26 protein-coding genes and 1 other RNA gene are annotated in these 22,276 nt (G+C 66.7%); 13 read left to right on the top strand and 14 right to left on the bottom strand.

The features are described 5' to 3' along the window. Positions 1–284 precede the first annotated feature (284 nt). Positions 285–1,649: a UDP-N-acetylmuramate:L-alanyl-gamma-D-glutamyl-meso-diaminopimelate ligase gene (mpl, locus tag V3B25_RS18740; RefSeq protein WP_201117253.1), complete on the top strand. Its 1,365-nt coding sequence runs from the start codon at positions 285–287 to the stop codon at positions 1,647–1,649. Then, positions 1,646–2,224 (top strand): LON peptidase substrate-binding domain-containing protein, encoded by a 579-nt coding sequence (locus tag V3B25_RS18735; RefSeq protein ID WP_049421709.1) that lies wholly within the window; start codon positions 1,646–1,648, stop codon positions 2,222–2,224. The genes mpl and V3B25_RS18735 overlap by 4 nt, the downstream gene beginning before the upstream one ends. A gap of 266 nt (positions 2,225–2,490) precedes the next feature. Here the strand turns inward: V3B25_RS18735 and V3B25_RS18730 are convergent, their stop codons facing one another. After that, on the bottom strand, positions 2,491–4,485 hold the full coding sequence (locus V3B25_RS18730) for a bifunctional DedA family/phosphatase PAP2 family protein (RefSeq protein WP_049421707.1): 1,995 nt from the start codon (positions 4,483–4,485) through the stop codon (positions 2,491–2,493). A gap of 85 nt (positions 4,486–4,570) precedes the next feature. Between V3B25_RS18730 and V3B25_RS18725 the strand changes: the two genes are divergently transcribed. The 3 genes from V3B25_RS18725 to V3B25_RS18715 all read left to right on the top strand — a co-directional run bounded on the left by V3B25_RS18725 (position 4,571) and on the right by V3B25_RS18715 (position 6,271). Then, on the top strand, positions 4,571–5,233 hold the full coding sequence (locus V3B25_RS18725; protein WP_329811289.1) for a serine/threonine-protein kinase: 663 nt from the start codon (positions 4,571–4,573) through the stop codon (positions 5,231–5,233). Then, on the top strand, positions 5,230–5,736 hold the full coding sequence (locus V3B25_RS18720; RefSeq protein WP_329811287.1) for a DUF2867 domain-containing protein: 507 nt from the start codon (positions 5,230–5,232) through the stop codon (positions 5,734–5,736). Before V3B25_RS18725 ends, V3B25_RS18720 begins: the two co-directional genes overlap by 4 nt. Before the next feature lie 175 nt (positions 5,737–5,911). Beyond that, positions 5,912–6,271, top strand: a complete 360-nt coding sequence (locus tag V3B25_RS18715; RefSeq protein ID WP_049421701.1) for a hypothetical protein — start codon at positions 5,912–5,914, stop codon at positions 6,269–6,271. 193 nt (positions 6,272–6,464) lie between these two features. Here V3B25_RS18715 and V3B25_RS18710 read toward each other — a convergent pair whose 3' ends face one another. After that, positions 6,465–7,148, bottom strand: a complete 684-nt coding sequence (locus tag V3B25_RS18710; RefSeq protein ID WP_329811284.1) for a hypothetical protein — start codon at positions 7,146–7,148, stop codon at positions 6,465–6,467. Positions 7,149–7,256: 108 nt separating this feature from the next. On the opposite strand from V3B25_RS18710, the gene V3B25_RS18705 reads away from it, so the two are divergent. The 3 genes from V3B25_RS18705 to V3B25_RS18695 all read left to right on the top strand — a co-directional run bounded on the left by V3B25_RS18705 (position 7,257) and on the right by V3B25_RS18695 (position 10,144). Continuing rightward, positions 7,257–8,075, top strand: a complete 819-nt coding sequence (locus V3B25_RS18705) for an NAD(P)-dependent oxidoreductase (protein ID WP_071228178.1) — start codon at positions 7,257–7,259, stop codon at positions 8,073–8,075. A 93-nt stretch (positions 8,076–8,168) separates the two neighbouring features. Continuing rightward, the gene (locus tag V3B25_RS18700) at positions 8,169–9,161 is read left to right on the top strand and encodes a YiiG family protein (RefSeq protein ID WP_329811282.1); all 993 of its coding nucleotides are present in this window, start codon (positions 8,169–8,171) and stop codon (positions 9,159–9,161) included. A gap of 32 nt (positions 9,162–9,193) precedes the next feature. Beyond that, entirely contained in the window at positions 9,194–10,144 is a 951-nt protein-coding gene (locus V3B25_RS18695; RefSeq protein ID WP_329811280.1) for a YiiG family protein, read from the top strand. A 65-nt stretch (positions 10,145–10,209) separates the two neighbouring features. On the opposite strand, the gene V3B25_RS18690 is transcribed toward V3B25_RS18695, so the two are convergent. Next, positions 10,210–11,082: an ion transporter gene (locus V3B25_RS18690; RefSeq protein WP_032128376.1), complete on the bottom strand. Its 873-nt coding sequence runs from the start codon at positions 11,080–11,082 to the stop codon at positions 10,210–10,212. Positions 11,083–11,145: 63 nt separating this feature from the next. Between V3B25_RS18690 and V3B25_RS18685 the strand changes: the two genes are divergently transcribed. Further along, positions 11,146–12,372 (top strand): acetylornithine transaminase, encoded by a 1,227-nt coding sequence (locus V3B25_RS18685; RefSeq protein ID WP_006467246.1) that lies wholly within the window; start codon positions 11,146–11,148, stop codon positions 12,370–12,372. Positions 12,373–12,425: 53 nt separating this feature from the next. Here the strand turns inward: V3B25_RS18685 and V3B25_RS18680 are convergent, their stop codons facing one another. Then, entirely contained in the window at positions 12,426–13,028 is a 603-nt protein-coding gene (locus tag V3B25_RS18680) for an HAD-IA family hydrolase (protein ID WP_329811276.1), read from the bottom strand. Between the two features lie 123 nt (positions 13,029–13,151). Here V3B25_RS18680 and azu point away from each other — a divergent pair, with 123 nt between their 5' ends. Beyond that, on the top strand, positions 13,152–13,601 hold the full coding sequence (azu, locus tag V3B25_RS18675; protein ID WP_006389875.1) for an azurin: 450 nt from the start codon (positions 13,152–13,154) through the stop codon (positions 13,599–13,601). A gap of 105 nt (positions 13,602–13,706) precedes the next feature. On the opposite strand, the gene hemL is transcribed toward azu, so the two are convergent. Then, positions 13,707–14,996, bottom strand: coding sequence for a glutamate-1-semialdehyde 2,1-aminomutase (gene hemL / locus V3B25_RS18670; protein WP_329811274.1), 1,290 nt, complete (start codon positions 14,994–14,996; stop codon positions 13,707–13,709). A 16-nt stretch (positions 14,997–15,012) separates the two neighbouring features. Next, on the bottom strand, positions 15,013–15,639 hold the full coding sequence (gene thiE, locus V3B25_RS18665; protein ID WP_049421687.1) for a thiamine phosphate synthase: 627 nt from the start codon (positions 15,637–15,639) through the stop codon (positions 15,013–15,015). A gap of 34 nt (positions 15,640–15,673) precedes the next feature. Here thiE and V3B25_RS18660 point away from each other — a divergent pair, with 34 nt between their 5' ends. Continuing rightward, the gene (locus V3B25_RS18660) at positions 15,674–15,898 is read left to right on the top strand and encodes a rubredoxin (protein ID WP_014038358.1); all 225 of its coding nucleotides are present in this window, start codon (positions 15,674–15,676) and stop codon (positions 15,896–15,898) included. A gap of 78 nt (positions 15,899–15,976) precedes the next feature. Here V3B25_RS18660 and V3B25_RS18655 read toward each other — a convergent pair whose 3' ends face one another. The 8 genes from V3B25_RS18655 to V3B25_RS18620 form a co-directional block, all read right to left on the bottom strand. Then, on the bottom strand, positions 15,977–16,822 hold the full coding sequence (locus V3B25_RS18655; RefSeq protein ID WP_329811272.1) for a SirB1 family protein: 846 nt from the start codon (positions 16,820–16,822) through the stop codon (positions 15,977–15,979). Positions 16,823–16,966: 144 nt separating this feature from the next. After that, entirely contained in the window at positions 16,967–17,410 is a 444-nt protein-coding gene (locus V3B25_RS18650) for a DUF192 domain-containing protein (protein WP_049421686.1), read from the bottom strand. A 21-nt stretch (positions 17,411–17,431) separates the two neighbouring features. After that, complete coding sequence (gene rpiA / locus V3B25_RS18645) at positions 17,432–18,079, bottom strand: ribose-5-phosphate isomerase RpiA (protein WP_006389802.1); 648 nt, start codon at positions 18,077–18,079, stop codon at positions 17,432–17,434. Between the two features lie 22 nt (positions 18,080–18,101). Next, positions 18,102–18,581, bottom strand: a complete 480-nt coding sequence (locus V3B25_RS18640) for an EVE domain-containing protein (RefSeq protein ID WP_329811270.1) — start codon at positions 18,579–18,581, stop codon at positions 18,102–18,104. Further along, a complete protein-coding gene (locus V3B25_RS18635) occupies positions 18,578–19,171 on the bottom strand; it encodes a 5-formyltetrahydrofolate cyclo-ligase (protein WP_329811268.1) in 594 nt (197 codons plus the stop codon). Before V3B25_RS18635 ends, V3B25_RS18640 begins: the two co-directional genes overlap by 4 nt. An 83-nt stretch (positions 19,172–19,254) precedes the next feature. Next, a non-coding RNA gene (gene ssrS, locus V3B25_RS18630) (6S RNA) lies at positions 19,255–19,440 on the bottom strand. A gap of 153 nt (positions 19,441–19,593) precedes the next feature. Further along, entirely contained in the window at positions 19,594–19,890 is a 297-nt protein-coding gene (locus tag V3B25_RS18625; RefSeq protein ID WP_005410899.1) for a cell division protein ZapA, read from the bottom strand. Continuing rightward, on the bottom strand, positions 19,887–20,108 hold the full coding sequence (locus tag V3B25_RS18620) for a TIGR02449 family protein (RefSeq protein ID WP_005410898.1): 222 nt from the start codon (positions 20,106–20,108) through the stop codon (positions 19,887–19,889). Before V3B25_RS18620 ends, V3B25_RS18625 begins: the two co-directional genes overlap by 4 nt. A 153-nt stretch (positions 20,109–20,261) precedes the next feature. Here V3B25_RS18620 and V3B25_RS18615 point away from each other — a divergent pair, with 153 nt between their 5' ends. After that, entirely contained in the window at positions 20,262–20,810 is a 549-nt protein-coding gene (locus V3B25_RS18615) for a YecA family protein (RefSeq protein WP_032128368.1), read from the top strand. A 5-nt stretch (positions 20,811–20,815) separates the two neighbouring features. After that, positions 20,816–22,138, top strand: coding sequence for an aminopeptidase P N-terminal domain-containing protein (locus V3B25_RS18610; protein ID WP_329811310.1), 1,323 nt, complete (start codon positions 20,816–20,818; stop codon positions 22,136–22,138). Positions 22,139–22,276: the final 138 nt, after the last annotated feature.

The raw sequence follows: 22,276 nt of genomic DNA, 5'->3' as shown, positions 1-22,276 counted from the left end.
ACAGGCCTGGTCCGCGAGGACCAGGCCTGTGTCGTTTGATAGGCGCCAGCAGAGGGCTTGCTCAGGGCCCCGCAGCATGAGCTCCCTTGGGGATGGCCTCTTGGGGAGTAGGACCGGTTCGGGTACTGCGGCTGGCAGTTCGAATTGTGTCCGGGTTCACAGAACATCGCTATCGGGATTTCCCTGACAGATGATTGGAGTTTTCTCACATCCTGTGTAGGACTTGTCTTACCCCGGATCGGACATTGGCCCTATACAGCCGTCATCGGTCACAATCCTCGGTCATGAGCAGCGTACATATCCTTGCAATCGCCGGCACCTTCATGGGCGGCGTGGCCGCCCTGGCGCGGGAACTGGGCCATACGGTCAGCGGCAGCGACCAGGCCATCTATCCGCCGATGTCGACCCAGCTCGAACAGCTGGGCATCACCCTGGATCAGGGTTACCGCGCCGACAGCGTGCCGGCCGGCACCGACGAGGTGGTGATCGGCAACGCGCTCTCGCGCGGCAACCCGGCCGTGGAGGCCGTGCTCGACGCCGGCCAGCGCTACATCTCCGGCGCCCAGTGGCTGTCCGAACAGGTGCTGCCGGGCCGCGACACCCTGGCCGTGGCCGGTACCCACGGCAAGACCACCACCACCACCATCCTCACCTGGCTGCTGGAAAGCGCCAGTCGTTCACCCGGTTTCCTGATCGGCGGCGTAGCCGAGGATTTCGGCGTCTCCGCCCGCCTGGGCCAGGGCCGCGAGTTCGTGGTCGAGGCCGACGAGTACGACACCGCCTTCTTCGACAAGCGCAGCAAGTTCGTGCACTACCGGCCGCTGGTGGCCATCCTCAACAACCTTGAATACGACCACGCCGATATCTTCCCCGACGTGGCCGCGATCCAGCGCCAGTTCCACCATCTGGTGCGCACGGTGCCGGCGCGTGGCCGACTGATCGTCAACGGCGAGGATCAGCATCTGGCCGAAGTGCTGGCGATGGGCTGCTGGACGCCGGTCGAACGCTTCGGATTCGATCCGTCGCTGGAATGGCATGCCGAGCTGCTGGCCGCCGATGGCAGCGCCTTCCGCGTGCATCACCGCGGGCAGGCAATGGGCGATGTGCAGTGGTCGCTTCTGGGCCGTCACAACGTGCTCAACGGCCTGGCCGCGCTGGCCGCCGCGCATGCAGTGGGCGTGGCGCCGGCCGAGGTGATTCCGGCGCTGGCGCGCTTCCGCAGCGTCAAGCGCCGCATGGAAGTGATCGGCCAGCATGACGGCATCACCATTTACGACGACTTCGCCCATCACCCGACCGCGATCGCCACCACATTGGAAGGCCTGCGTGCCAAGGTGGGTGATGCGCGCATCGTGGTCGCGATGGAGCCGCGCAGCAATTCGATGCGACTGGGCGCACACGCGCAGGCGCTGGCTCCGTCGCTGGCGCTGGCCGATGAAGTGGTGTTCCTGCATCGCCCGGAACTGGCCTGGGATGCCGCTGCGGTGATCGCCGCGGTGCGTGGCGAAGCGCACGCGGTGCCCGATACCGACGCGTTGCTGGCGCAATTGCAGGCCAGCGCGCGCAGTGGTGACCACGTGGTGTTCATGTCCAATGGTGGCTTCGACGGCGCGCCGCGCCGTTTCCTGGCCGCGCTGCAGGCCCGATGAGCGTCGACGGTTCGCTGCCGCTGTTTCCGCTGCACACCACGCTGGTGCCGGGTGCGGCGGTGGGCCTGCGTGTATTCGAGCGCCGCTATCTGGACCTGGTCCGCGACAGCGGCCGCAGTGGTGAGGGGTTTGGTGTCTGTCTGATCCTCGATGGCGAGGAAGTCGGCGCACCGGCAACGCCGGCCGCCTATGGCGTGCAGGTACGCATCGAAGACTTCGATGTCGGCGCCGACGGCGTTCTGCAGTTGCGCCTGCGTGGCACCCGCCGCTTCCATGTCGAGCGCACCCGCGTACGCGACAACGGCCTGGTGGTGGCCGACGTGCGTTGGTGTGATGAAGACCCGGACGATGAGCTACGGCCGCAGCATGCGCTGCTGGCCACGGTGCTGGGTCACATCATCGAACAGGCGGGCGACGCCTATGCGCCCGCCAGCCCGGCACTGCTGGACCAGGCCAGCTGGGTCGGCTGGCGGTTGGCCGAACTGCTGCCGCTGAGCGAGCAGCAGCGCCTGCAGCTGCTGCAGATGGACGACCCACACCAGCGATTGCAGCAGTTGCTGGGCTGGATGCCGTAACCGGAAACCGCCAACCAAGGTTGGCGACTACCAGGGCGCGGCGGAACCGGAAAACGCCAACCAAGGTTGGCGACTACCAGGGCGCAGCGGAACCGGGAAACGCCAACCAGGGTTGGCGACGGCCGGAGCGCAGCGGAACCGGGAAACGCCAACCAAGGTTGGCGACGGCCAGAGCGCGCCGGAACCGGTAGATGCCAACCTTGGTTGGCGGCCTTTTCCCGAAGCGCCAACCAAGGTTGGCGACTACCAGAGAAGCACCGGCTCGATCACGGCATGGTCTTCAACCGCAACACCGGCAGCCCGGTTTCGCTGTGCACATCCTCCCGCTGCGGCAGGTCCTGCACGGCGTCCTTCACCGCGTTCAACGCCGGGTCGACACCACGCAGCGGGTGCCACATGCCGATCCATTCGAAGTGGCGCTCGTAACGCAGGGTCTGTGCACTGCCCAGCCACAGCGGCGTGTTGCCCGGCTGCAGCTGCGCGGGTGCCGGCCACAAGCGCAGCACATAGCGCTCATCCGGCTTCGCGCCCTGGCGCACCATCAGCAAGGCTTCCACGCGGGTGTCCAGCGTTGCCGGCAATACCGGCAGCTCATCGGCGCCGGTGTTCTTGTCCAGCATCAGCAGCGCCTGCTGCCAGCCGGCCTGCTCCTGCCGCTTCCAGCCGCGGGCTTCCAGCTGCGCCTGCAGCGGCGCCAGCGGGCCCGCCACCTGCACGTCCAGCGGCCAGCGCTGGTCGTCGTCGAATTCGTTGCGGCGCGCCGGCAGCGTGGCCCAGTCGTGCTGCCACCAGGCTTGCGCATCCATCGCCTGCGGTGCCGGCAGGGTCGGCTCGAACCGCTCCAGCTTCACCGGAATGTGGCGCGGCGCGTACCACATCGCCGCCACGGCGAAGACGCCGTAGAACAGCCAGGCCACCGGCTTCACCCAGAACGAGCGGTTGAAGCGGCGGCGGTAGGCGATGCCCAGCACCAGCAGCCAGAACGTGCCGAACAGCATGCCGCCGATCACATCGCTCAGCCAATGCGCGCCCAGGTACAGGCGCGAGAAGCCGATCAGGCTGACCACGATGCCCGACACCAGGTACGGCCAGACGCGGGTGCGACCGGGCATCTCGCGGGCGATCAGCACCGCGAAGAAACCGAAGGTGATGGTGGCCATGGTCACCGACACCGACGGGAAGCCAAAGCCGCTGCTGGCATCGACCGGGCGCACCACATCCACGGTGGCACCGAGCAGCATGGTCAGCGCCAGGCCGAAGGCAAGCGCGGCCAGCCAGTGCGCGGCCGCCATCCAGCGTCGGCGCCAGATCAGGTAGCCCATCGCCGCCGCGGTGGCCGGCAGCAGTACCTGCCAGGCGCCCAGCGATGCCAGTGCGGCCATCGGGTAGTCGGCCAGCGGGTTGCGCAGCGCCAGCATGGCCTGGTGCACCAGCAGGTCGATCGCCAGCGGCTCGCCGTGTGCGACCACCACGGTCAGTAGCGCGAACCAGCCCCAGCCCAGTACCAGCAGCATCAACGCCAGCATCGCCAGCGGCACCGATTCGCGGCGCTTGGGATCAAGCACGCCGACGGTGTAGCGACCCAGCGTCGGGTGGCGGTTGGACCAGTCCAGCAGGCGTGCCAGCCAGTTATCCATGCGTGCGGCCGACCAGCGGTAGCCGTACAGCACGATGGCCCAGACCAGGCCGAGGATCACCGCCAGCAGGCCGACCACCACCACCAGTCGCCCAGCCACCGCAGCCACCGCGTCGTAGGCCTCGCCGAGAATCCAGCCCGGGGCCAGGAACAGCACCGCCCAGGAAATGCTGGCGATACCGCTGGCCTGCACATAGCGGCTGGCGGGCATCTTCATCATGCCGGCGATGGCCGGCACGAACGGGCGGATAGCGCCCACGTAGCGTGCGATCAGGATGCTCTTGAAGGCATTGCGGCGGAACAGGTTCTCGCCGCGGTCGAGCAGCTGCGGGTAGCGGCTGAACGGCCACACGCCACGCAGGCGGTCGCCCCAGCGGCGGCCGATCCAGTAGCTGATGCCATCACCAGCGAACGCACCCAGCGCCGCCGCCGCCACCGCATACGGCCCGGAGATCTGGCCCAGGCCGATGAACACGCCCACCGCGAAAAGCAGCGGCAGGGCCGGCACGATGGCACCGAGAATGATCACCGCATCGCAGAAGGCGATGAGGAAGATAACGGCACCCGCCAGCACGGGGTGAGCGGCAATCCACGCAAGGGTGGCGTCGATCCATGAAGAGTCCATTGCCCGATTATAGGGGCGTGAAGGTGACTGGTTCCCAGCCGCTTCGTGACCGTTTGCAACCGGCGCCATCGCCTAGAATGGGCACATGCCGCATTCGCCAGACACGCCCTCGCACGCCCTGAAGGCCGACAGCTTCGGTCGCATCCTCCTTGTGGAAGGGCCTGCCGGTCCCTTCGTACGCCGTGACCTGGGCGCCACGCCGCTGTGGCTGCGGCTGCCGGCCTGGTGGCTGGCCCGCCGTGAAGCGCGCGCGCTGCGCCACATCCACGGCATGGCCGATGTGCCGCAGCTGCTGGCTTGGGATGGCCGTCAACTCGACCGCAGCTTCATGGCCGGTGATGCCATGTACCAGCGTCCGCCACGCGGTGACCTGGCCTGGTTCCGCGCCGCGCGTCGCCTGCTGCAGAAGCTGCATCGCAATGGCGTGGCACACAATGATCTGGCCAAGGAAGCCAACTGGCTGGTCACCGACGATGGCCGCCCGGCATTGATCGACTTCCAGCTGGCGGTGATCGGCAACCCGCGCTCGCGCTGGATGCGCCTGCTGGCCCGCGAGGATCTGCGCCATCTGCTCAAGCACAAGCGCATGTATTGCCGCGAGTCGCTCACCCCGGTGGAGAAGCGCGTGCTCAAGCGCACCTCGTGGGTGCGCGAACTGTGGTTCGCCACCGGCAAGCCGGTCTACCGCTTCGTCACCCGCCGCATCCTGCATTGGGAAGACAACGAGGGGCAGGGGCCGAAGCCGTGAGCCCTGCGCAGGTGGCGACCGGCCCGCCAAGCGCGGGCAGCGTCCTGCGCCCACAGCTGGCCGGCGCCGACTTCGTGCACGCCTGCCAGGCGACGACCCATCGTGATGGACGCTCGGCCTTGCAGGCCTATCGCGATATGGCCGCGACCATTCCCGGCTGGTTCGACGGATTGATGGCGCTGCGCAACCACGGCATGCGCCTGCTCGGCATGAAGCACCTGGGCTCATTGCGTGCGGTGCAGGATGTTGCGGATCCTCAACCCGGGCAGCGGCTGGGCATCTTCACCCTGCAGTCGCTGACTGACGATGCGATCGTGCTGGAAGACGACGATCGCCACCTGCGTGTGCAGCTAGCCCTGCAGTGGCAGGGCGCCGTGCTGGAGGTGGCGACGGTGGTGCATACGCACAACGCGTTCGGGCGCGTGTACATGCTGCCGGTCGCGCCGGTGCATCGGTTGATCGTGCCGCATCTGCTGAGGAAGCAGGTGCAGGCGTACCGGTAGATCCACGCCATGCGTGGATGCAGTTTGCGATCCATTACATGCTCGTCGGTCATTGCCAAGTGTCACTGAAACGTGGATTCTGCATGCGGCACTCCAGCACCAGTCCAACGCGATGTAAGCAGGGCCGGGGGGCGCGGTGAGTCGGTACGGGAGCAACCCTGAGATCAACGATGCGATGAGCAATCCGACGCGTGCTGTTTCCTGCTTTGAAAGGCAGTTGATCGAGGCTGTGGCATCTCATCTGCCTGAGGCCTCTGCCTCGCAGCTTCACGCCGACCTTGCTCTCGCAGCGGCCGTGGAAATGGGTCTTGGTGGAGCTCGGGTGGGATTCGTCATTTCCGGATATGAGCGTCCTCCGTACCAAGGCCAGCACGCGTATCCCGTCGAGCTGCAGATGCAGGACGCAGATGGTGCTGAACTCACGCCGATTCTTCATGCGGACGCAAACGACCGTCTGCTGGAGCTGGAAATCATCCGCTGGGACGGTGCCGAGCTGATATCTCCTCGAATTGAAAGCTTGGTCTGCTATGCCTGAGGTGGCAATGAAGGGTTCTGGTGGAAACAAGCACGATGTGCGGATGGCCGGCCTCGAAGAGCCGGTGGACGTCGCGGACGATTCTTGCGAATTCGAGTGAAGGGTCTTGCTAGTGGCGATGATGTGGAGCCGAGCCATGCTCGGCTGCATTCAATGAGCCGAGCATGGCTCGGCTCTACAGACGCCGGTGACCTTACGGCGTCGCCGGCACCACCTGCTGGCCGATGAAGTTGCGCTTGGCGTCGAAGTCGTAGGCGATCTGCAGCTGGCCCACATCCGGGCAGGCGTGGCAGTCGCGCAGTGGCGTGCGATACATCACGCGGATGCCGCCATTCTCCAGTGGCGTGGCCCCGGCCGACTGCGCCGGGGCGAACGGCGTGGCCTGCGGGTTGGCCTTCAGCAGTTCCTGCACGGCGGGGTCGGCACGCAGGGTGTCGTCCCATTGCACGGCATCCACATCGATGCGCTTGCCGCTGGCGTCGACCAGGCGGGTGCCTTCGTTGGTGTTGGCGCGGAACGGATACTCGACCGTGGCAATGCCCAGTCCTTCGTTCTCGTGCCAGGCGGTCACATAGGCCAGCTCACCGCCGCTGGACAACTGCTCGGCGGCGGTAACGGCATCGGTACTGGCGCCACCGGCGCGCATCGCATCACGCAGGCAATCGCGGGTCGCAGCATTCTCGCCCTGGCGGCAGGCATTGAGATCGCCATCCCAGACCACCGCCTCGCTCCAGCGCAGCTTGCCGTCGGCGGCGGCCTTCTCCGCGCTGGGCGCGTCACCGGCGGGCGGCTCCTTTCCGGGTTCCGGCGAACGGCCCTGGCAGGCAGTCAGCAGGGCAAGCCCCAGGGCAGGCAGCAACAGGCGGGAACGGCGCATGGCGTGGACCTCGTGCGTTGTCTGGAGGCCCGAGTATCGTCAAGGACAGGTGAACTCCGCGTCGGCGCGGCATACTAGCGGCTCATTGCATACGCTGGAGTGTGGAACGTGGGCAGTCTGCAGGGCAAAACGCTTTTCATCACCGGTGCCTCGCGCGGCATCGGCCTGGCCATCGCACTGCGCGCTGCGCGCGACGGCGCCAATGTGGCCATTGCGGCCAAGTCGTCGGTGCCGAACCCGAAGCTGCCGGGCACCATCCATACCGCGGCCGAAGCGGTAACGGCGGCTGGCGGCCAGGGCCTGGCCCTGAAGTGCGACATCCGCGAGGAAGAGCAGGTGCAGGCGGCGGTGGCGGCCACGGTCGATACCTTCGGTGGCATCGACATCCTGATCAACAACGCCAGCGCGATCTGGTTGCGCGGCACGCTGGATACGCCGATGAAGCGCTTCGACCTGATGCAGCAGGTCAATTCGCGTGGCAGCTTCCTGTGCGCGCAGGCCTGCCTGCCGTACCTGCTGCAGGCGCCGAACCCGCACATCCTCACCCTGGCGCCGCCGCCGAGCCTGGAGCCGAAGTGGTGGGCACCGCACACCGGCTACACGCTGGCGAAGATGGGCATGAGCTTCGTCACCCTGGGCCTGGCCGCCGAATTCGGTCCGCAGGGCGTGGCGGTGAATGCGCTGTGGCCGCGCACGGTGATCGCCACCGATGCGATCAACATGATTCCGGGCGTGGATGCGGCTGGCTGCCGCACGCCGCAGATCATGGCCGATGCCGCACATGCGGTGCTGGTGCGTGAAGCGGCCGGCTTCCACGGCCAGTTCCTGATCGACGATGAAGTGCTGGCACAGGCCGGTATCACCGATCTTTCCGGATACGCGGTGGATCCGTCGCGGCCGTTGTTGCCGGATCTGTTCCTGGATTGACCGCGCGTCGCTGGAAGAGGCCGAGGGCTGCGACCCTCGGCCTGCTGCGCTAGAATGCGTGGCTGTAATCGTTTTCAACAAGGATGTGAGCACATGTCACGCACTCTTTCCGTCGCGGCGCTGGCCGCTTCGCTGTCGTTGATCCTGACCGCCTGCGGTGGCAAGGCACCCGTAGCTGCGGGCGGCGCCGCTGCCTCCGGCACGCCGGACGCCAGCACGGCCCCGTCCGATACACAGCAGCAGCTGACCGCCAAGCTCAACGCCTACATCGGCTGCTTCAACGCGCTGGATTCGAAAACCCACGGCAGCATCCAGTCCTACACGCGCTGGATCAAGGATGTCGACGCTGGCCCGACCGGACGCGAGACGCACGTGTACGGCCCGTTCGAGATCAGCGACTACGACATGAAGCAGTGCGACGCCCCGGTGACCGAGGCGATTGCTGCCAAGCCGGCGCTGGCCGAACTCGATGCGGCTGCAGGTCACTACCAGCAGGCGCTGAAGGCGCTGGTGCCGGTCAGCAAGGACGCGCATGACTACTACGATCGCCAGGACTACGAAGACGACCAGTTCGCCAAGGGCAAGCAGCTGCACGCGCCCTTGATGGCTGCCTTCAAGGATTTCGTGGCTGCCAGCGAAACGTTCAATGCCGAGCTGGAGCGCCAGAACGACGCCGCCCAGCGCGAGCAGCTCAAGGCGCTGGAACAGGCCGAGGGGCGCACGCGCGAGTACTACCGTCTGGCGATGATGCTGGAAGCCAAGGCCATCATGGATCTGATGAGCGAGGATGATTTCGATCAGGCCAAGGCCCGCGAACGCCTGGATGCCTTCAACCGCATTTCCGATGAAGCGCACGCCGAGGTTGCCGACCAGGAACCGGGCAAGTCGGACTGGGAAGGCTTCGAGCGTGGGGCCGAGAATTTCCGGCGCGAAGGCAAGGAGCGGCTGCAGCGCGTCAGCGAGAAGAAGCCTTACACCGATTTCGAACGACGCATGCTTGATTCGCCGTCGATGGCGCCGCGTGGCTCTGCCAACAAGCTGATGCAGGAATACAACACGCTCGTTTTCCAGAGCAACCGCCAGTGACCGGCGCGCCAGCACCCATGCGAGAGACCATGATGACTTCCTGTCTGCGTATCGTGCAGCTGCTGCTGATCGGCGCTGTGGCTGGCCTGAGCGGCTGCAACAAGTCGGCAGGGTTGTCGCTGGCCGACCCCAGCCTGGAGAAGGTGAACGCCTACATCGAGTGCTACAACGGCGTTGAACAACCCATTCACGAGGGTTTCCAGACCTACACCAGCTGGATGAAGGACCCTGAAGCCGGCCCGACCGGCAAGGAAGCGCAACCGCGTTCGCCCGGGAAGGTGCTGTCGCACCGCGTCGAGTACTGCGGCCAGCCACTGACCGACGCGCTGGCGAAGACCCCGGCCTTGCAGATGGATGGCCCCGCGCGTGACTATCAGCAGGCCTTCCAGGCATTGAACACCCTGGTCGAGCGCGCCGATGGATACTTCACCCGCGAGGATTATCGTCGTGATGGCGGTGAAGGGATGCGCAGCCAGCATGCCCCGCTGATGCAGGCCTATGCTGATTTCTTCAAGGCCAGCGAAGCGATGGATGTGGCGCTGGAAAAGAACGAGAACGATCGCCGTGCCGCGCAGCTGAAGCAGATCGAGGAGAGCGAAGGGCGCTCGCTGGCCTACTATCACCTTCGCCTGCTGGGCGACGGCAAGCTACTGGCCACGGCGTTCCAGGACGACGCACCGGATGTTGCGGCGCTGCGCGTGCAGCTGGCTGACTATCAGGCACTGGTGACGGAAATCCAGAACGGCGGCGTCGGCAAGGACGACCCGATGTGGGGCCACGTGCAGCGTTCGGCGGACAAGCTGGTGCGTACTGCGGGACGTGGCGTCGAGCGCCTGGAGCAGCACAAACCGATCACCGCCGAAGCGCTGGCGGCAGAGCGGAAGGCGTCGGGCAGTTGGCTCACCACCGACCCGGAAGGAGCGCAGTCAACGATCCTCGCCGCATACAATGATCTGGTGACCACCAGCAACCGCATGCGGTGAGCAACGGCACACGCATCCATGCGTAACCGCCGAGAGGTAGTGCCGGCCGCTGGCCGGCATGTGTCTCAATGGTTGAACGCATCCGGCAGCTTGCCGCCGCACTTGCGGCAGTGCAGTGCATCCGGTTCATGGCCTTCCAGTCCGCAGTCCGGGCAGCCACGCGCATCGCGGCGCGCGGCCTGCTCGGCTTCACGCATGGTGCTGGCCAGCTCGGCGGTATAGATGCCGGTGGGCACGGCGATGATGCTGTAGCCGATCAGGATCAGCACCGAGGTGACGAAGCGGCCGAGCACGGTCTGCGGCACGATGTCGCCGAAGCCGACCGTGGCCATGGTCACCACTGCCCAGTACATGCTGGCCGGGATGTTGGTGAAGCCGTGTTCGGGGCCCTCGATCACGTACATCAGCGCACCGGCGATGATGGTGATGGTGATCACCGTAAACAGGAACACCAGCACCTTGCGCCGGCTGCGCCACAGTGACGTCATCAATACGCCGCTTTCCTCGATGTAGCGGGTCAGCTTGAGGATGCGGAACACGCGCAGGATGCGCAGCGCACGCACCACCAGCAGGCTCTGCGCGCCGGGGATGAACATCGACAGGTAGGCGGGCAGGATCGACAGCAGGTCGATGATGCCCCAGATGCTCACCGCGTAACGCAGCGGGCGTTTGACCACCGCCAGCCGCAGCAGGTACTCGGCGGTGAAGATGATCGTGAAGCCCCATTCCAGGATGTACAGGCCGGTGGACCATTCGGCATGCAGGTGCTGCACGCTGTCGATCATCACTACCAGGATGCTGGCGATGATCGCCACCACCAGGATCAGGTCGAAATTGCGCGAGGGGCGGGTGTCGTGGCGGTAGATGATGTCGAACCACCGACGGCGCCAGCCGGTCTCGGTGGCGGGGTTCAGCTGGGGGGCGGAAAACGGTCGCATGGGCGCATTGTGCCGCAGGGGTTCCGGCGCGAGAATGGGGATTCCTGAACCCTGCCGACTGCCATGACCGCCGCTACCGATCCGCTGATCTCCCTTTCGCACTATTACCTGCCGGTCTACAAGCCCCGCCAGGTGGTACTGGAACGAGGCCAGGGCGCCCGCGTGTGGGACAGCCAGGGCCGTGAGTTCATCGACCTGGCCGCCGGCATCGCCGTGTGTGGCCTGGGCCACAACGACCCGGACCTGGTCGCCGCGCTGGTCGAGCAGGCCGGCAAGCTCTGGCACACCAGCAACGTGTTCTACAGCGCGCCGCCGTTGCACCTGGCCGAGGAGCTGGTGAAGGCCAGTCGCTTCGCCGAGCGCGTGTTCCTGTGCAACTCCGGCGCCGAAGCCAACGAAGTGGCGATCAAGATGGTCCGCAAGTGGGCCTCCAGCCAGGGCCGCCCGGCCGACAAGCGCGTCATCATCACCTTCCGCGGCAGCTTCCACGGCCGCACCATGGGCGCGGTGACCGCCACCGCTCAGCCGAAGTACCAGGAAGGCTACGAGCCGCTGCCCGGTGGCTTCCGCTACATCGATTTCAACGATGAGGTGCAGCTGGAAACCGCGATGGCCGCCGGCGACGTGGCCGCAGTGATGCTGGAGCCGATCCAGGGCGAGGGCGGGGTGATGCCGGCCAAGTCCGGTTTCCTCAAGCGCGTGCGCGAACTGTGCGACCAGCACAACGCACTGCTGGTGCTGGACGAGATCCAGGCCGGCATGGGCCGCACCGGTACTCTGTTCGCGCACTGGCAGGACGATGTGGTACCGGACATGGTCACCCTGGCCAAGGCGCTGGGTGGTGGCTTCCCGATCGGTGCGATGCTGGCCGGCCCGAAGGTGGCCGAAACCATGCAGTTCGGCGCACACGGCACTACCTTCGGCGGCAACCCGCTGGCTGCTGCGGTGGCCCGCGTGGCACTGCGCAAGCTGGCCTCGGCGGAGATCGCCGCCAACGTCAGCCGCCAGTCGAAGGCGCTGCGCGATGGCTTCGCCCGCATCAACGACGAGTTCGGTGTGTTCAGCGACGTGCGCGGCCGTGGCCTGATGCTGGGCGCGGTGCTGAGCAAGGACTTCGCCGGCCAGGCCGGTGCGATCCTCGACCACGCCGCCGAGCAGGGCCTGCTGACCCTGCAGGCCGGCCCGGACGTGCTGCGCTTCGTGCCGTCGCTGAACATCACTGACGAAGAAGTGGCCGAAGGCCTGAAGCGCCTGCGCGCGGCGATTGCTGCGTTCATCGCCGCGCGCTGACGCCGCGGCGCTGGGGTCGGATCCCTCTCCTGCGGAGAGGGCTCTGACCCCGATCAGCTCACCGCGTAACGTTTCAACACCTTGCCCAGCCCACGGCCATCACGCACGGTTTCCGCGTGCAGGCCGGCGGCGCGTGCGCCGCGCACATTGGCGAACAGGTCATCGACGAACAGCGTGCGCGCAGGTGCCACGCCGAGTACCTCAAGCGTGCGCAGGAATACCGCAGGCGCCGGTTTGCGCAGGCCGAAATCCGCGCTGCAGAACACGCGGTCCTGCAGGGACGGGAACAGTTCCGGCAGCAGGGTGGGCAACGCCTGTACCATCAACGCGCCATTGTTGGTCAGTACGGCCAGCGGCAGCGGCAGGGCCTGCAGCCGCTGCAACACGGCAGCCCGCGGATGGCTGGCGGCCTGTCGCGCCGCGATCCAGGTGTGCACATCAACGGTGCGGCCCAGCTGTTTGCTCAGCTGCGCCAGATAGGCCGGGCCATCCAGCGTGCCATTGTCATGTGCCGCTTCCAGCCCGCTGTCGTACAGCGCGGCCTGCACGGTTTCCGGCACGACATCCAGCGCCTGCGCAAGGTACAGCACGCGCTGCGCGCGCTGGTACTGCACCAGCACGCCATCCACATCGAGCAGCAACAGGTCGATCCGCATTGGTCGAGCATGCCATTGCAGTGAACACGCGGGAAACCCTGGAGCAGCCATGCGACAGACGGTCGCAGACGCGGCCGCAGGGGCCTGCCTAGAATGGCGCTTGAATCCGCAGGAGATGCAACGATGAAGGCTTGGATGGTGGCAGTGGGACTGGGCGCGCTGATGCTGGCGCCGTCAGCGATGGCGCGGGTGTGCGCGGTGAGCATCGACAGCACCGACCAGATGAGCTTCAGCAGCCGCGAGATCAAGGTGGCCGCTGATTGCACCGCCGTGGATCTGACCCTGCGCCACACCGGCAAGCTGGCCGCTACCGCGATGGGCCACAACTGGGTGCTGACCCGCAGCGCGGATTACCAGCCGGTGGCGATGGCTGGCATGCGTATGACCCTGGCCGACAGCTACCTGCCGAAGGCCGACAAGCGCGTGCTGGCGCACACCAAGGTGATCGGCGGTGGCGAGACCACGCGCGTGCGCTTCTCTACCCAGGGCCTGCAGAAGGGTGGGGATTACACCTTCTTCTGCTCGTTCCCCGGCCACTTCGCGATGATGAAGGGCAAGTTCGTCTTCGGTTGATGCCGTCTGTAGAGTCGAGCCATGCTCGACTGCTCTGTGCCAACCAAGGTTGGCACCTACCAGATGCGGCAGTGCCAACCGAGGTTGGCACCTACCAGAGCGGGCTCAGCCCTTGGCGGCCTTGAACGCCACGCGTGCTGCGGCCAGCGTCGCCTCGATCACGGCATCGTCGTGGGCGCTGGACAGGAAGCCGGCCTCGTACGCCGACGGTGCCAGGAACACGCCCTGGTCCAGCATCGCGTGGAAGAAGCGGTTGAACGCCGGGATGTCACAGGCCGTGGCCTGTGCATAGGTCTCCACCTTCTCACTGGTGAAGAACAGCCCGAACATCGCGCCCACGCAGGTGGTGGTCACGGCCACGCCGGCTTCGGCGGCGGCCGCTTCCAGGCCGGCACACAGGCGTGCGGTGCGCTCGGCCAGGTCGGCGTGGAAACCCGGCTGCTGGATCAGTTCCAGCAGCGCCAGGCCGGCGGCCATCGCCACCGGGTTGCCGCTCAGCGTACCGGCCTGGTAGATCGGGCCGGCCGGGGCGATCTGCTGCATCAGCTCGCGACGACCGCCGTAGGCGCCCACCGGCATGCCGCCGCCGATGATCTTGCCGAAGGTGGTCAGGTCCGGGGTGATGCTGTAGTGCGCCTGCGCACCGCCGAGGGCGACGCGGAAACCGGTCATCACTTCGTCGAAGATCAGCAGCGCGCCATGCTTCGTGCACAGTTCGCGCAGGTGCTGCAGATAACCGTCGCGCGGCGGAATGCAGTTGGCGTTGCCGACCACCGGTTCGATGATCAGGCCGGCAATGTCGCCACCCTGCTGCTCGAACAGGGCAGTGGCCGCTTCGAAGTCGTTGTAGGGCAGGGTCAGGGTCAGTTCGCTCAGGCCGGCCGGCACGCCCGGCGAGGTCGGCACGCCCAGGGTCAGCATGCCACTGCCGGCCTTGACCAGGAACGAGTCGCCATGGCCGTGGTAGCAGCCTTCGAATTTCACGATGCGGTTGCGGCCGGTGGCGCCGCGCGCCAGGCGGATCGCCGACAGCGTGGCTTCGGTGCCGGAGTTGACCATGCGCACCATCTCGCACGACGGCACCAGTCGGGTGATGGTCTCGGCCATGGTCACTTCGGCCGCGCACGGCGCACCGAAGGACAGGCCATTGTCGATGGCCTTCTTCACCGCCTGGCGCACCGCCGTGTGATTGTGGCCGACGATCATCGGGCCCCAGGAACCGACGTAATCGATGTAGCGGTTTCCATCGACGTCGTACAGGTAGGCACCGTCGGCGCGCTCGACGAAGAACGGTTCGCCACCGACCGATTTGAACGCGCGCACCGGCGAATTGACGCCGCCCGGCAGCAGCTGCTGGGCGCGGGAGAACAGGGCGTGGGACTGGTCGTGGTTCATGCGGATTTCCTGGGCATTACGCGAACTGGGCGAGGTAGGCGCGCTGGACCGCCACCGGGTCTTCGGCGGCGAACACGCTGCTGACCACGGCGACCAGATCGGCGCCGGCGTCGATGATGGGACCGACATTGTCCGGCGTCAGGCCGCCGATCGCCACCCGCGGCACGCCCAGTGCGGCGCTTTGCCGCAGCAGGTCGGTATGGGCGCGGCTGGTGGTGATCTTGGTGGTGGTCGGGAAGAACGCGCCGAAGGCCACGTAGCTGGCGCCGGCCGCCACGGCCTTCTCGGCATTGGCCAGCTGGTCATAGCAGGAGGCGCCGATGATGGCCTCGGCACCGAGCAGGGCGCGCGCGCTGGGGATGTCGCCGTCGGTGCCGCCCAGGTGCACGCCGGCTGCGCCGACCGTCTTGGCCAGCGCCGGGTCGTCGTTGACGATCAGCGGCACGCCGTGTTCCACGCACAGCGCCTGCAGGGCGGTGGCCTGCTCGCGCCGCAGCGCGTCACTGGCGGTCTTGTTGCGGTACTGCAGCCAGGTGACGCCCGCGGCCAGCAGTGGCGCGGTGCGGGCCAGCAGGCGCGCGGTATCGGGCTCGTCCGGGGTGATCAGGTAGACGCCGCGGGGCGCCGGGGAAGCAGAAGTCATCGATGGCTACCGGTGAGTGGACCGCGATGGGACAATGGCGGCCCGTGAATCCAGCCCTGATTATCCGATGAGCGATGCCACCCCCACCACCTTGCGCACCTGGATGTGCGTGGTCTGCGGCTTCCTTTACAGCGAAGCGGAAGGCTTGCCGGAGGAGGGCATCGCGCCGGGGACGCGCTGGGAGGACATTCCCGAGACCTGGACCTGCCCGGACTGCGGCGTGACCAAGGCCGATTTCGAGATGGTCGAGGTCGATTGAGGGAGGGGCCTGCAGGCCCTTCTGTGGGTGCGGACCGTTGGGGTGGGTGCGGACCGTTGGTCCGCACACCTGAAAGAATCAATGCAGCCGCGGCATCGGCCCGCCCAGGTCGACCAGCTTCTCGCGCAGCCACTGCGCATCGCTGGCCTCGGGATTGCGCTTCAGGTACTGCCCCAGGTCATGGCGGGCACCGGCCAGGTACTCCAGTTGCAGGTAGGCCAGGCCGCGGTCACGCAGCGCATCGTCCTGCTCCGGGGCCAGCTTCAGCAGGCGGTCGGCACTGCGTGCGGCACGGTCCCATTCGCCCGCTTCGGCATACACACCGTGCAGGTTGCGCAGCATCCGCATCAGGATCGCGCGCGCAGGGGCCGGGTCGAGGATCTGCGCCAGCACCTGGTCGTCGGGCATCTGCCCGCCCAGGTGTGACTTGGCCCGCTCGCGCAGTTCGTCCACGTCAAGCGGGCGGCCGCCATTGAACGGGTCCATCACCAGCACACCGTCGTCCACCGGCAGGCGCACCAGGAAGTGGCCGGGGAAGGACACGCCGTCGAGCGGGATTCCCAGTCGGCGCGCGACTTCCATCTGCACCAGTGCCAGCGAGATCGGGTTGCCCAGGCGGCGCTCGAATACCTGGTTGAGGTAGCTGTTGCGCGGGTCGTAATACTCGTCGTGGTCGCCGCTGTAGCCCAGCTCGTCGAACAGGTGGCGGTTGATCGCCGCCATCTTCAGCGGGCTGTTGTCGATGCTGTCCACTTCCGAGCGGAGGTGGTCGACGTGGCTCTGGATCAGCGCGTCGTAGGTGGACGGCTGCAGATCGGGGTATTCATCGCGCGCGATCAGCAGCGCGGTCGGCAACAATGGCAGCGCCTCGTCTTCGAGGTCGGCCAGTGCATCCCAGTCGGGGAGTGAGATCTGGTCCTGCATGACCACAGACTGGCGGCAATTGCAGGCGGTTTCAAGCGGCGCCGGGTAAAACCCCGGGGGCTCAGCCCCGTGGCGGGGGCCACTGCGACCCCCCCCCGGCGGGGGGGCCGCCCCGCGGCCGCCACTACCGCGGGCAGAACCCTGTTACTCGATGCCTGGGCCGAATTTCAGCTCCGTGCCGTCCTTCAGCTTGAGCTTCTCGGCCTGGCCGGCGTTGAGCTCCAGCACGTAACGCGCCGGGCCACCGCTGGGGTAGGGCGGGCACATGTCGCCGGCCGAGCACGGCGGCACATCGCGCTGCTGGCTGACCAGCTTGCGCTGGCTGTCGAAGTACAGGATGTCCAGCGCAAGCTTGGTGTTCTTCATCCAGTACGCCTGCATTTCCTCGCGGTCGTGGATGAACAGCATGCCGTGATCGGCGGCCATCTGGTCGCGGAACATCAACCCGCGCGCGCGGGTTTCATCGTTGGTGGCCAGCTCCACCTGGTAGCGGGCGCCATCCAGCTCGACCCAATGGCGGGCCGCGTCGGTAGCACAGCCGGCCAGGGCCAGCAGCGGAAGCATCAGCAGCGAACGCAACAGCGACATCGTCAGGATCCTTCGAAAGGGTCAGAGCACGACCGGCGGCTCACCACCGACGATCACCACATCGGCGCGGCGGCGCGCGAACAGGCCCACGCAGACCACGCCGGGCAGCTGGTTGAGCTCGCGCTCCAGCTTTTCCGGATCGGTGATCTGCAGGTTGTGGATGTCCAGGATCTGGTTGCCGTTGTCGGTGACCACGCCTTCGCGCCAGGTCGGCTGGCCGCCGGTCATGTCGCGGATCTGGCGGGCGACCAGGCTGCGCGCCATCGGGATCACTTCCACCGGCAGCGGGAACTTGCCCAGCACCGGCACCTGCTTGCTCGGGTCGACGATGCAGATGAAGCGCTCGCTGGCCTCGGCGATGATCTTCTCGCGGGTCAGTGCGGCGCCGCCGCCCTTGATCAGGCACTTGTTGGCATCGCACTCATCGGCGCCGTCCACGTACAGCGACAGGTTGCCGCTGTGGTTCAGCTCGATCACCTCGATGCCGTGCTGCTTCAGGCGCGCGGTGCTCTGTTCGGAGCTGGACACGGCACCCTTGATGCGGTGCTGGATGCGGGCCAGGGCATCGATGAAATAGGCCACGGTGGAACCGGTGCCGACACCGACGATCATGCCGTCTTCTACGTACTCGATGGCTTTCTCGGCGGCCAGGCGCTTGGCTTCGGACATGGGAGAACTCTCAGGCAGGGAATCAGGATTTCTTTTCCAGCGACAGCAGCAGCTTCCACTGCGCAGCCGTCACCGGGAATACCGACAGGCGGTTGCCCTTGGCAACCAGCGGGAAGCCTTCGCCCAGCGCTTCGGCGTGCAGCTTGATCTCGTCCAGCGCGATCACCTGCTTGAGCTTGCGGTCGAAGGCCACGTCCACCAGCATCCAGCGCGGGTTCTCGCGCGTGCTCTTGGGGTCGTGGTAGTCGGATCTGGGGTCGAACTGGGTGTCGTCCGGGTAGGCCGGGCTGGCCACCGTGGCCAGGCCGACGATGCCCGGCACCTTGGTATTGGAGTGGTAGAACAGGATGCCGTCGCCTACCTGCATGCCATCGCGCATGAAATTGCGCGCCTGGTAGTTGCGCACCCCGTTCCAGGGTTCGACCTTGACCTTGGCCAGGTCATCGATGGAGAAGGCGTCCGGTTCGGACTTCATCAGCCAGTAGCGCTTGCGGGCGGTCATGCGTTCACGGGGGCAGCGGAGGGGAGCAGGGTGCCGTCTTCGGTGCAGATCGCATCCACCGGTACGTCCCACGACGCCACCGGCAAGGACTCGACCTGCTGCACCGCGAATGCAGCACCGACCAGCCAGGGCGGCGCCGGCCGGTCGTGGCGGAAGGCGAAGCTGCGATCATACCAGCCGCCCCCCATGCCCAGCCGCCGGCACTGTGTGTCGAAGCCCACCAGCGGGGTCACGACCAACGCCATCTGCGACGGTTCCAGGGTGTCTTCCATCGCCACGTCCGGCTCGGGAATGCCATAGCGGTTGCTGGTCAGCGGCTGCCCGGGCCGCCACGGCGCGAAGCGCAGCACGTCGCCGGCCAGCACTGGCAGGCAGTAGGTGAGCCCTTCGGGCAGCTGCAGCTGCCAGCGGTGCAGGGCGATTTCGCCATCCAGCGCCCAGTAGCCGGCCACGGCGCCTTCGCGCGGGGCGAACGGCAGGGCCAGCAGGGCATCGGCAAGCGATTCGGCGGCGGCGATGCGCTCAGCGGCGGAAAGGTCGCGGCGGCGTTGCCGCAGGTCGTGGCGCAGGGCCTGGCGCGGGTCGGTCATGGCAGCGTGCGGCAAGGATCAGCCGTCATTGTGCCGGAAAGAACAAGGGCGACGCCCGAAGACGCCGCCCTTGCTGGAATATTGCATTCTCCGCAATGTCGATGCATGCGAAACGACCTTGAACCCGGGGGCTCAAGTGGGAACGCTGGAGAACCATCGGGCTTCCCGCTACAAGGCGGACCTGCACTCCCGGCGCTGTCGCGCTCCCGGTGTCGTTCTTAAGGGACAAGGCGAATGTTTGCACATGCCGTCGAGTACCGCAGAGAACGCGTGGCCATTATAGCCAGCACGCAGGATCTGGATAGGCCGTTCGTCGGCAACAGTCCGTGCCAATTCAGATATGAGAAAAGGGGACGGAGGGGGATTAAGACGTTTCCGGCACGGAAGGGGCGAATGCGCCTTGATTCCCTCCGTCCCCTCTTCTACGGGGTGCCGTCAATCGCACGGTCCAGGCGCCGGTTCAGGTCGGCCAGCGTCTGCTGCAGCGCCACCGCCTGGCGGGCGTTCTCGTCGCGCAGCAGCTGCAGTTCATGGGCCAGGTTCAACGCCGCCAGCACGGCGACGCGGTCGACCGCGGCCATGCGGTTGCTGCCGCGGATTTCGCGCATGCGCGCGTCGAGCAGGCGCGCGGCCGCCATCAGGCTGTCGCGTTCATCGCCGCCGACACCCACGGTGTATTCACGATCGAGGATGCGGACACTGACCGGTTCGGCGCTCATGTGTGCTGCTCCAGGGATTTGAGCCGGCTGATCATTGCTTCCACCCGCGAGCGTGCCTGCTCGTTCTTGGCCAGCAGCGTGGAACGCTCGGCCACCAGCTGTTCCTGCTGGTGGCGCAGGCTGCGGTTCTCCTCGGCCAGGCGCTGGTTGCGTTCAAGCAACGCTTCCACGCGGGCAGCGAAGTCCTGCAGCTGGGCAAGGGGATCGGCGGGTTCCATACGGGCACGATAGGCAAGCCGGGTAAGGGCGGTCAAGCGTTGTCGCAGCAAGGCCTGACGGTCGCAGAGAGGATGCCGTCGGGTTGCTACACTACGGGGTCTCACGGGCGCGCGCGTGCGCGCCCCGGGTTTCCTTTCCGAACGAGCCGCACGATGACCGAACTTCCCTCCGTCGACGACGTTACCCGCGCCAGCCAGGAACTGGGCCTGGGCGCCACCGCTGCCGAGCTGCACGGCGCACTGTGCGGCTGGCTGGCCGCCGGTGGTGCCCCCGGCAATGATTGGCCGGCGCGTGTGCTGGCCGACGACAACCTGCCGCCGGTGGCCGCCGACAGCGTGCTGGGGCAGCTGCTGCAGGTCACCATCAAGCAACTGGAAGACCGCGATTTCGCCTTCGAACTGCTGCTGACCGATGGCGACGACGTGTCCGCGCAGGCTGATGCCATGTTCAGCTGGACCCGTTCCTTCCTGGGCGGCTTCGGCCTGGGCAGCGGCGGCCGCCGCCCGACCCTGTCCGAAGAGGGCGAAGAAGCGCTGACCGACATGGCCAGCCTGGCGCGTGCCTCCAGCGAGGATTTCGAGGCCGGTGGCGATGACGATGACGAAGCCCTGTCCGAGATCGAGGAATTCATCCGCGTGGCGGTGTTGCTGCTGCACGGTGACGTGGTGCTGGCCTCGCGCCATCGGCAGCGCCTGAACTGATGGACATCAAGCAGCGCACCGGCATCGCGGCCGGCGAATACAAGCGTCGGCGCCGCCAGCTGATGGACATGGCCGGCGAGGATGCGATCCTGGTGCTTCCCGCCGCGGCCGAGAAGGTGCGCAGCCTCGATACCCATTACCCGTTCCGGCAGGATTCGGACTTCCAGTACCTGAGCGGCTTCCCGGAGCCGGAAGCGGTGCTGGTGTTGATCCCGGGCCGCCGCCACGGCGAGGCCATCCTGTTCTGCCGTGAGCGCGATGCCGAGCGCGAGGCCTGGGACGGCAGCCGCGCCGGCCAGGAAGGCGCGGTGGCGCAGTACGGCATGGACGATGCGTACCCGATCGACGATCTGGACGACATCCTGCCGGGCCTGCTGGAAGGGCGTTCGCGCGTCTATTACCACTTCGGCCGCGACGCCGATTTCGACCTGAAGCTGATCGGCTGGGTCAACCGCGTGCGTTCGCAGGTGCGCCACGGCGCGCAGCCGCCGCATGAGTTCCTGGAGCTGGGCCACCTGCTGCATGAGCAGCGCCTGTTCAAGTCCGGCGCCGAAGTGGGGCTGATGCACCACGCCGCGCAGATCAGTGTACGTGCGCATCTGGCAGCAATGAAGGCGGCCAAGGCAGGCATCCACGAGTACGAACTGCAGGCGGAGCTGGAACGCGTGTTCCGCGCCAACGACGCGGTGCCGGCCTATTGCAGCATCGTCGGTGCAGGTCGCAACGGCTGCATCCTGCATTACCGCGACAACAACGCACGTTCGCGCGATGGTGAGCTGGTGCTGATCGACGCCGGTGCCGAATACCGCGGCTATGCCAGCGACATCACCCGCACGTTCCCGGTGAATGGCCGCTTCAGCGCCGAGCAGCGCGCGCTGCATGACCTTGTCGGTGACGCGCAGGCCGCGGCACTGGCCCAGGCCAAGCCGGGCGTGGCTTACGAGATGGGTCACCTGGCGGCGGTGCAGACCCTGACCGAAGGCCTGCTGCGGCTGGGCCTGCTGAAGGGCACGCTGGAAAAGAACCTGTCCGAGGGCCTGTACCAGCGTTTCTACCGGCACAAGACCGGGCACTGGATCGGCATGGACGTACACGACGTGGGTGACTATCGCCTGGCCGGCGATTCGCGCCTGCTGGAGCCGGGCATGGCATTCACCATCGAGCCGGGGCTGTATATCGGCGTGGACGATACGACGGTGGAACCGCGCTGGCGCGGTATCGGCATCCGTACCGAGGATGACGTGCTGATCACCGATGACGGGCATCGCGTGCTGACCGAAGGTCTGGCGCGCAGCGCTGACGAGATTGAAGCGGTGATGGCGGGGTAAGGGGTTTCGGCAGGGCTTGCAGCCCTGCACCCGCAGAGGCAACAGCCAAAGCCAAGGCCAAAGCGGGCTATCCGTGGGATGGCGGGGCACGGTGGGTTTGCGGGGACGCCGTGAATCCATCCCTGGAGGCTTGGTCGC

The organism is Stenotrophomonas sp. SMYL8, from assembly GCF_036320065.1.
GTDB classification, from domain to species: domain Bacteria; phylum Pseudomonadota; class Gammaproteobacteria; order Xanthomonadales; family Xanthomonadaceae; genus Stenotrophomonas; species Stenotrophomonas maltophilia_A.
This window is presented reverse-complemented; position numbering and strand designations above follow the sequence as displayed.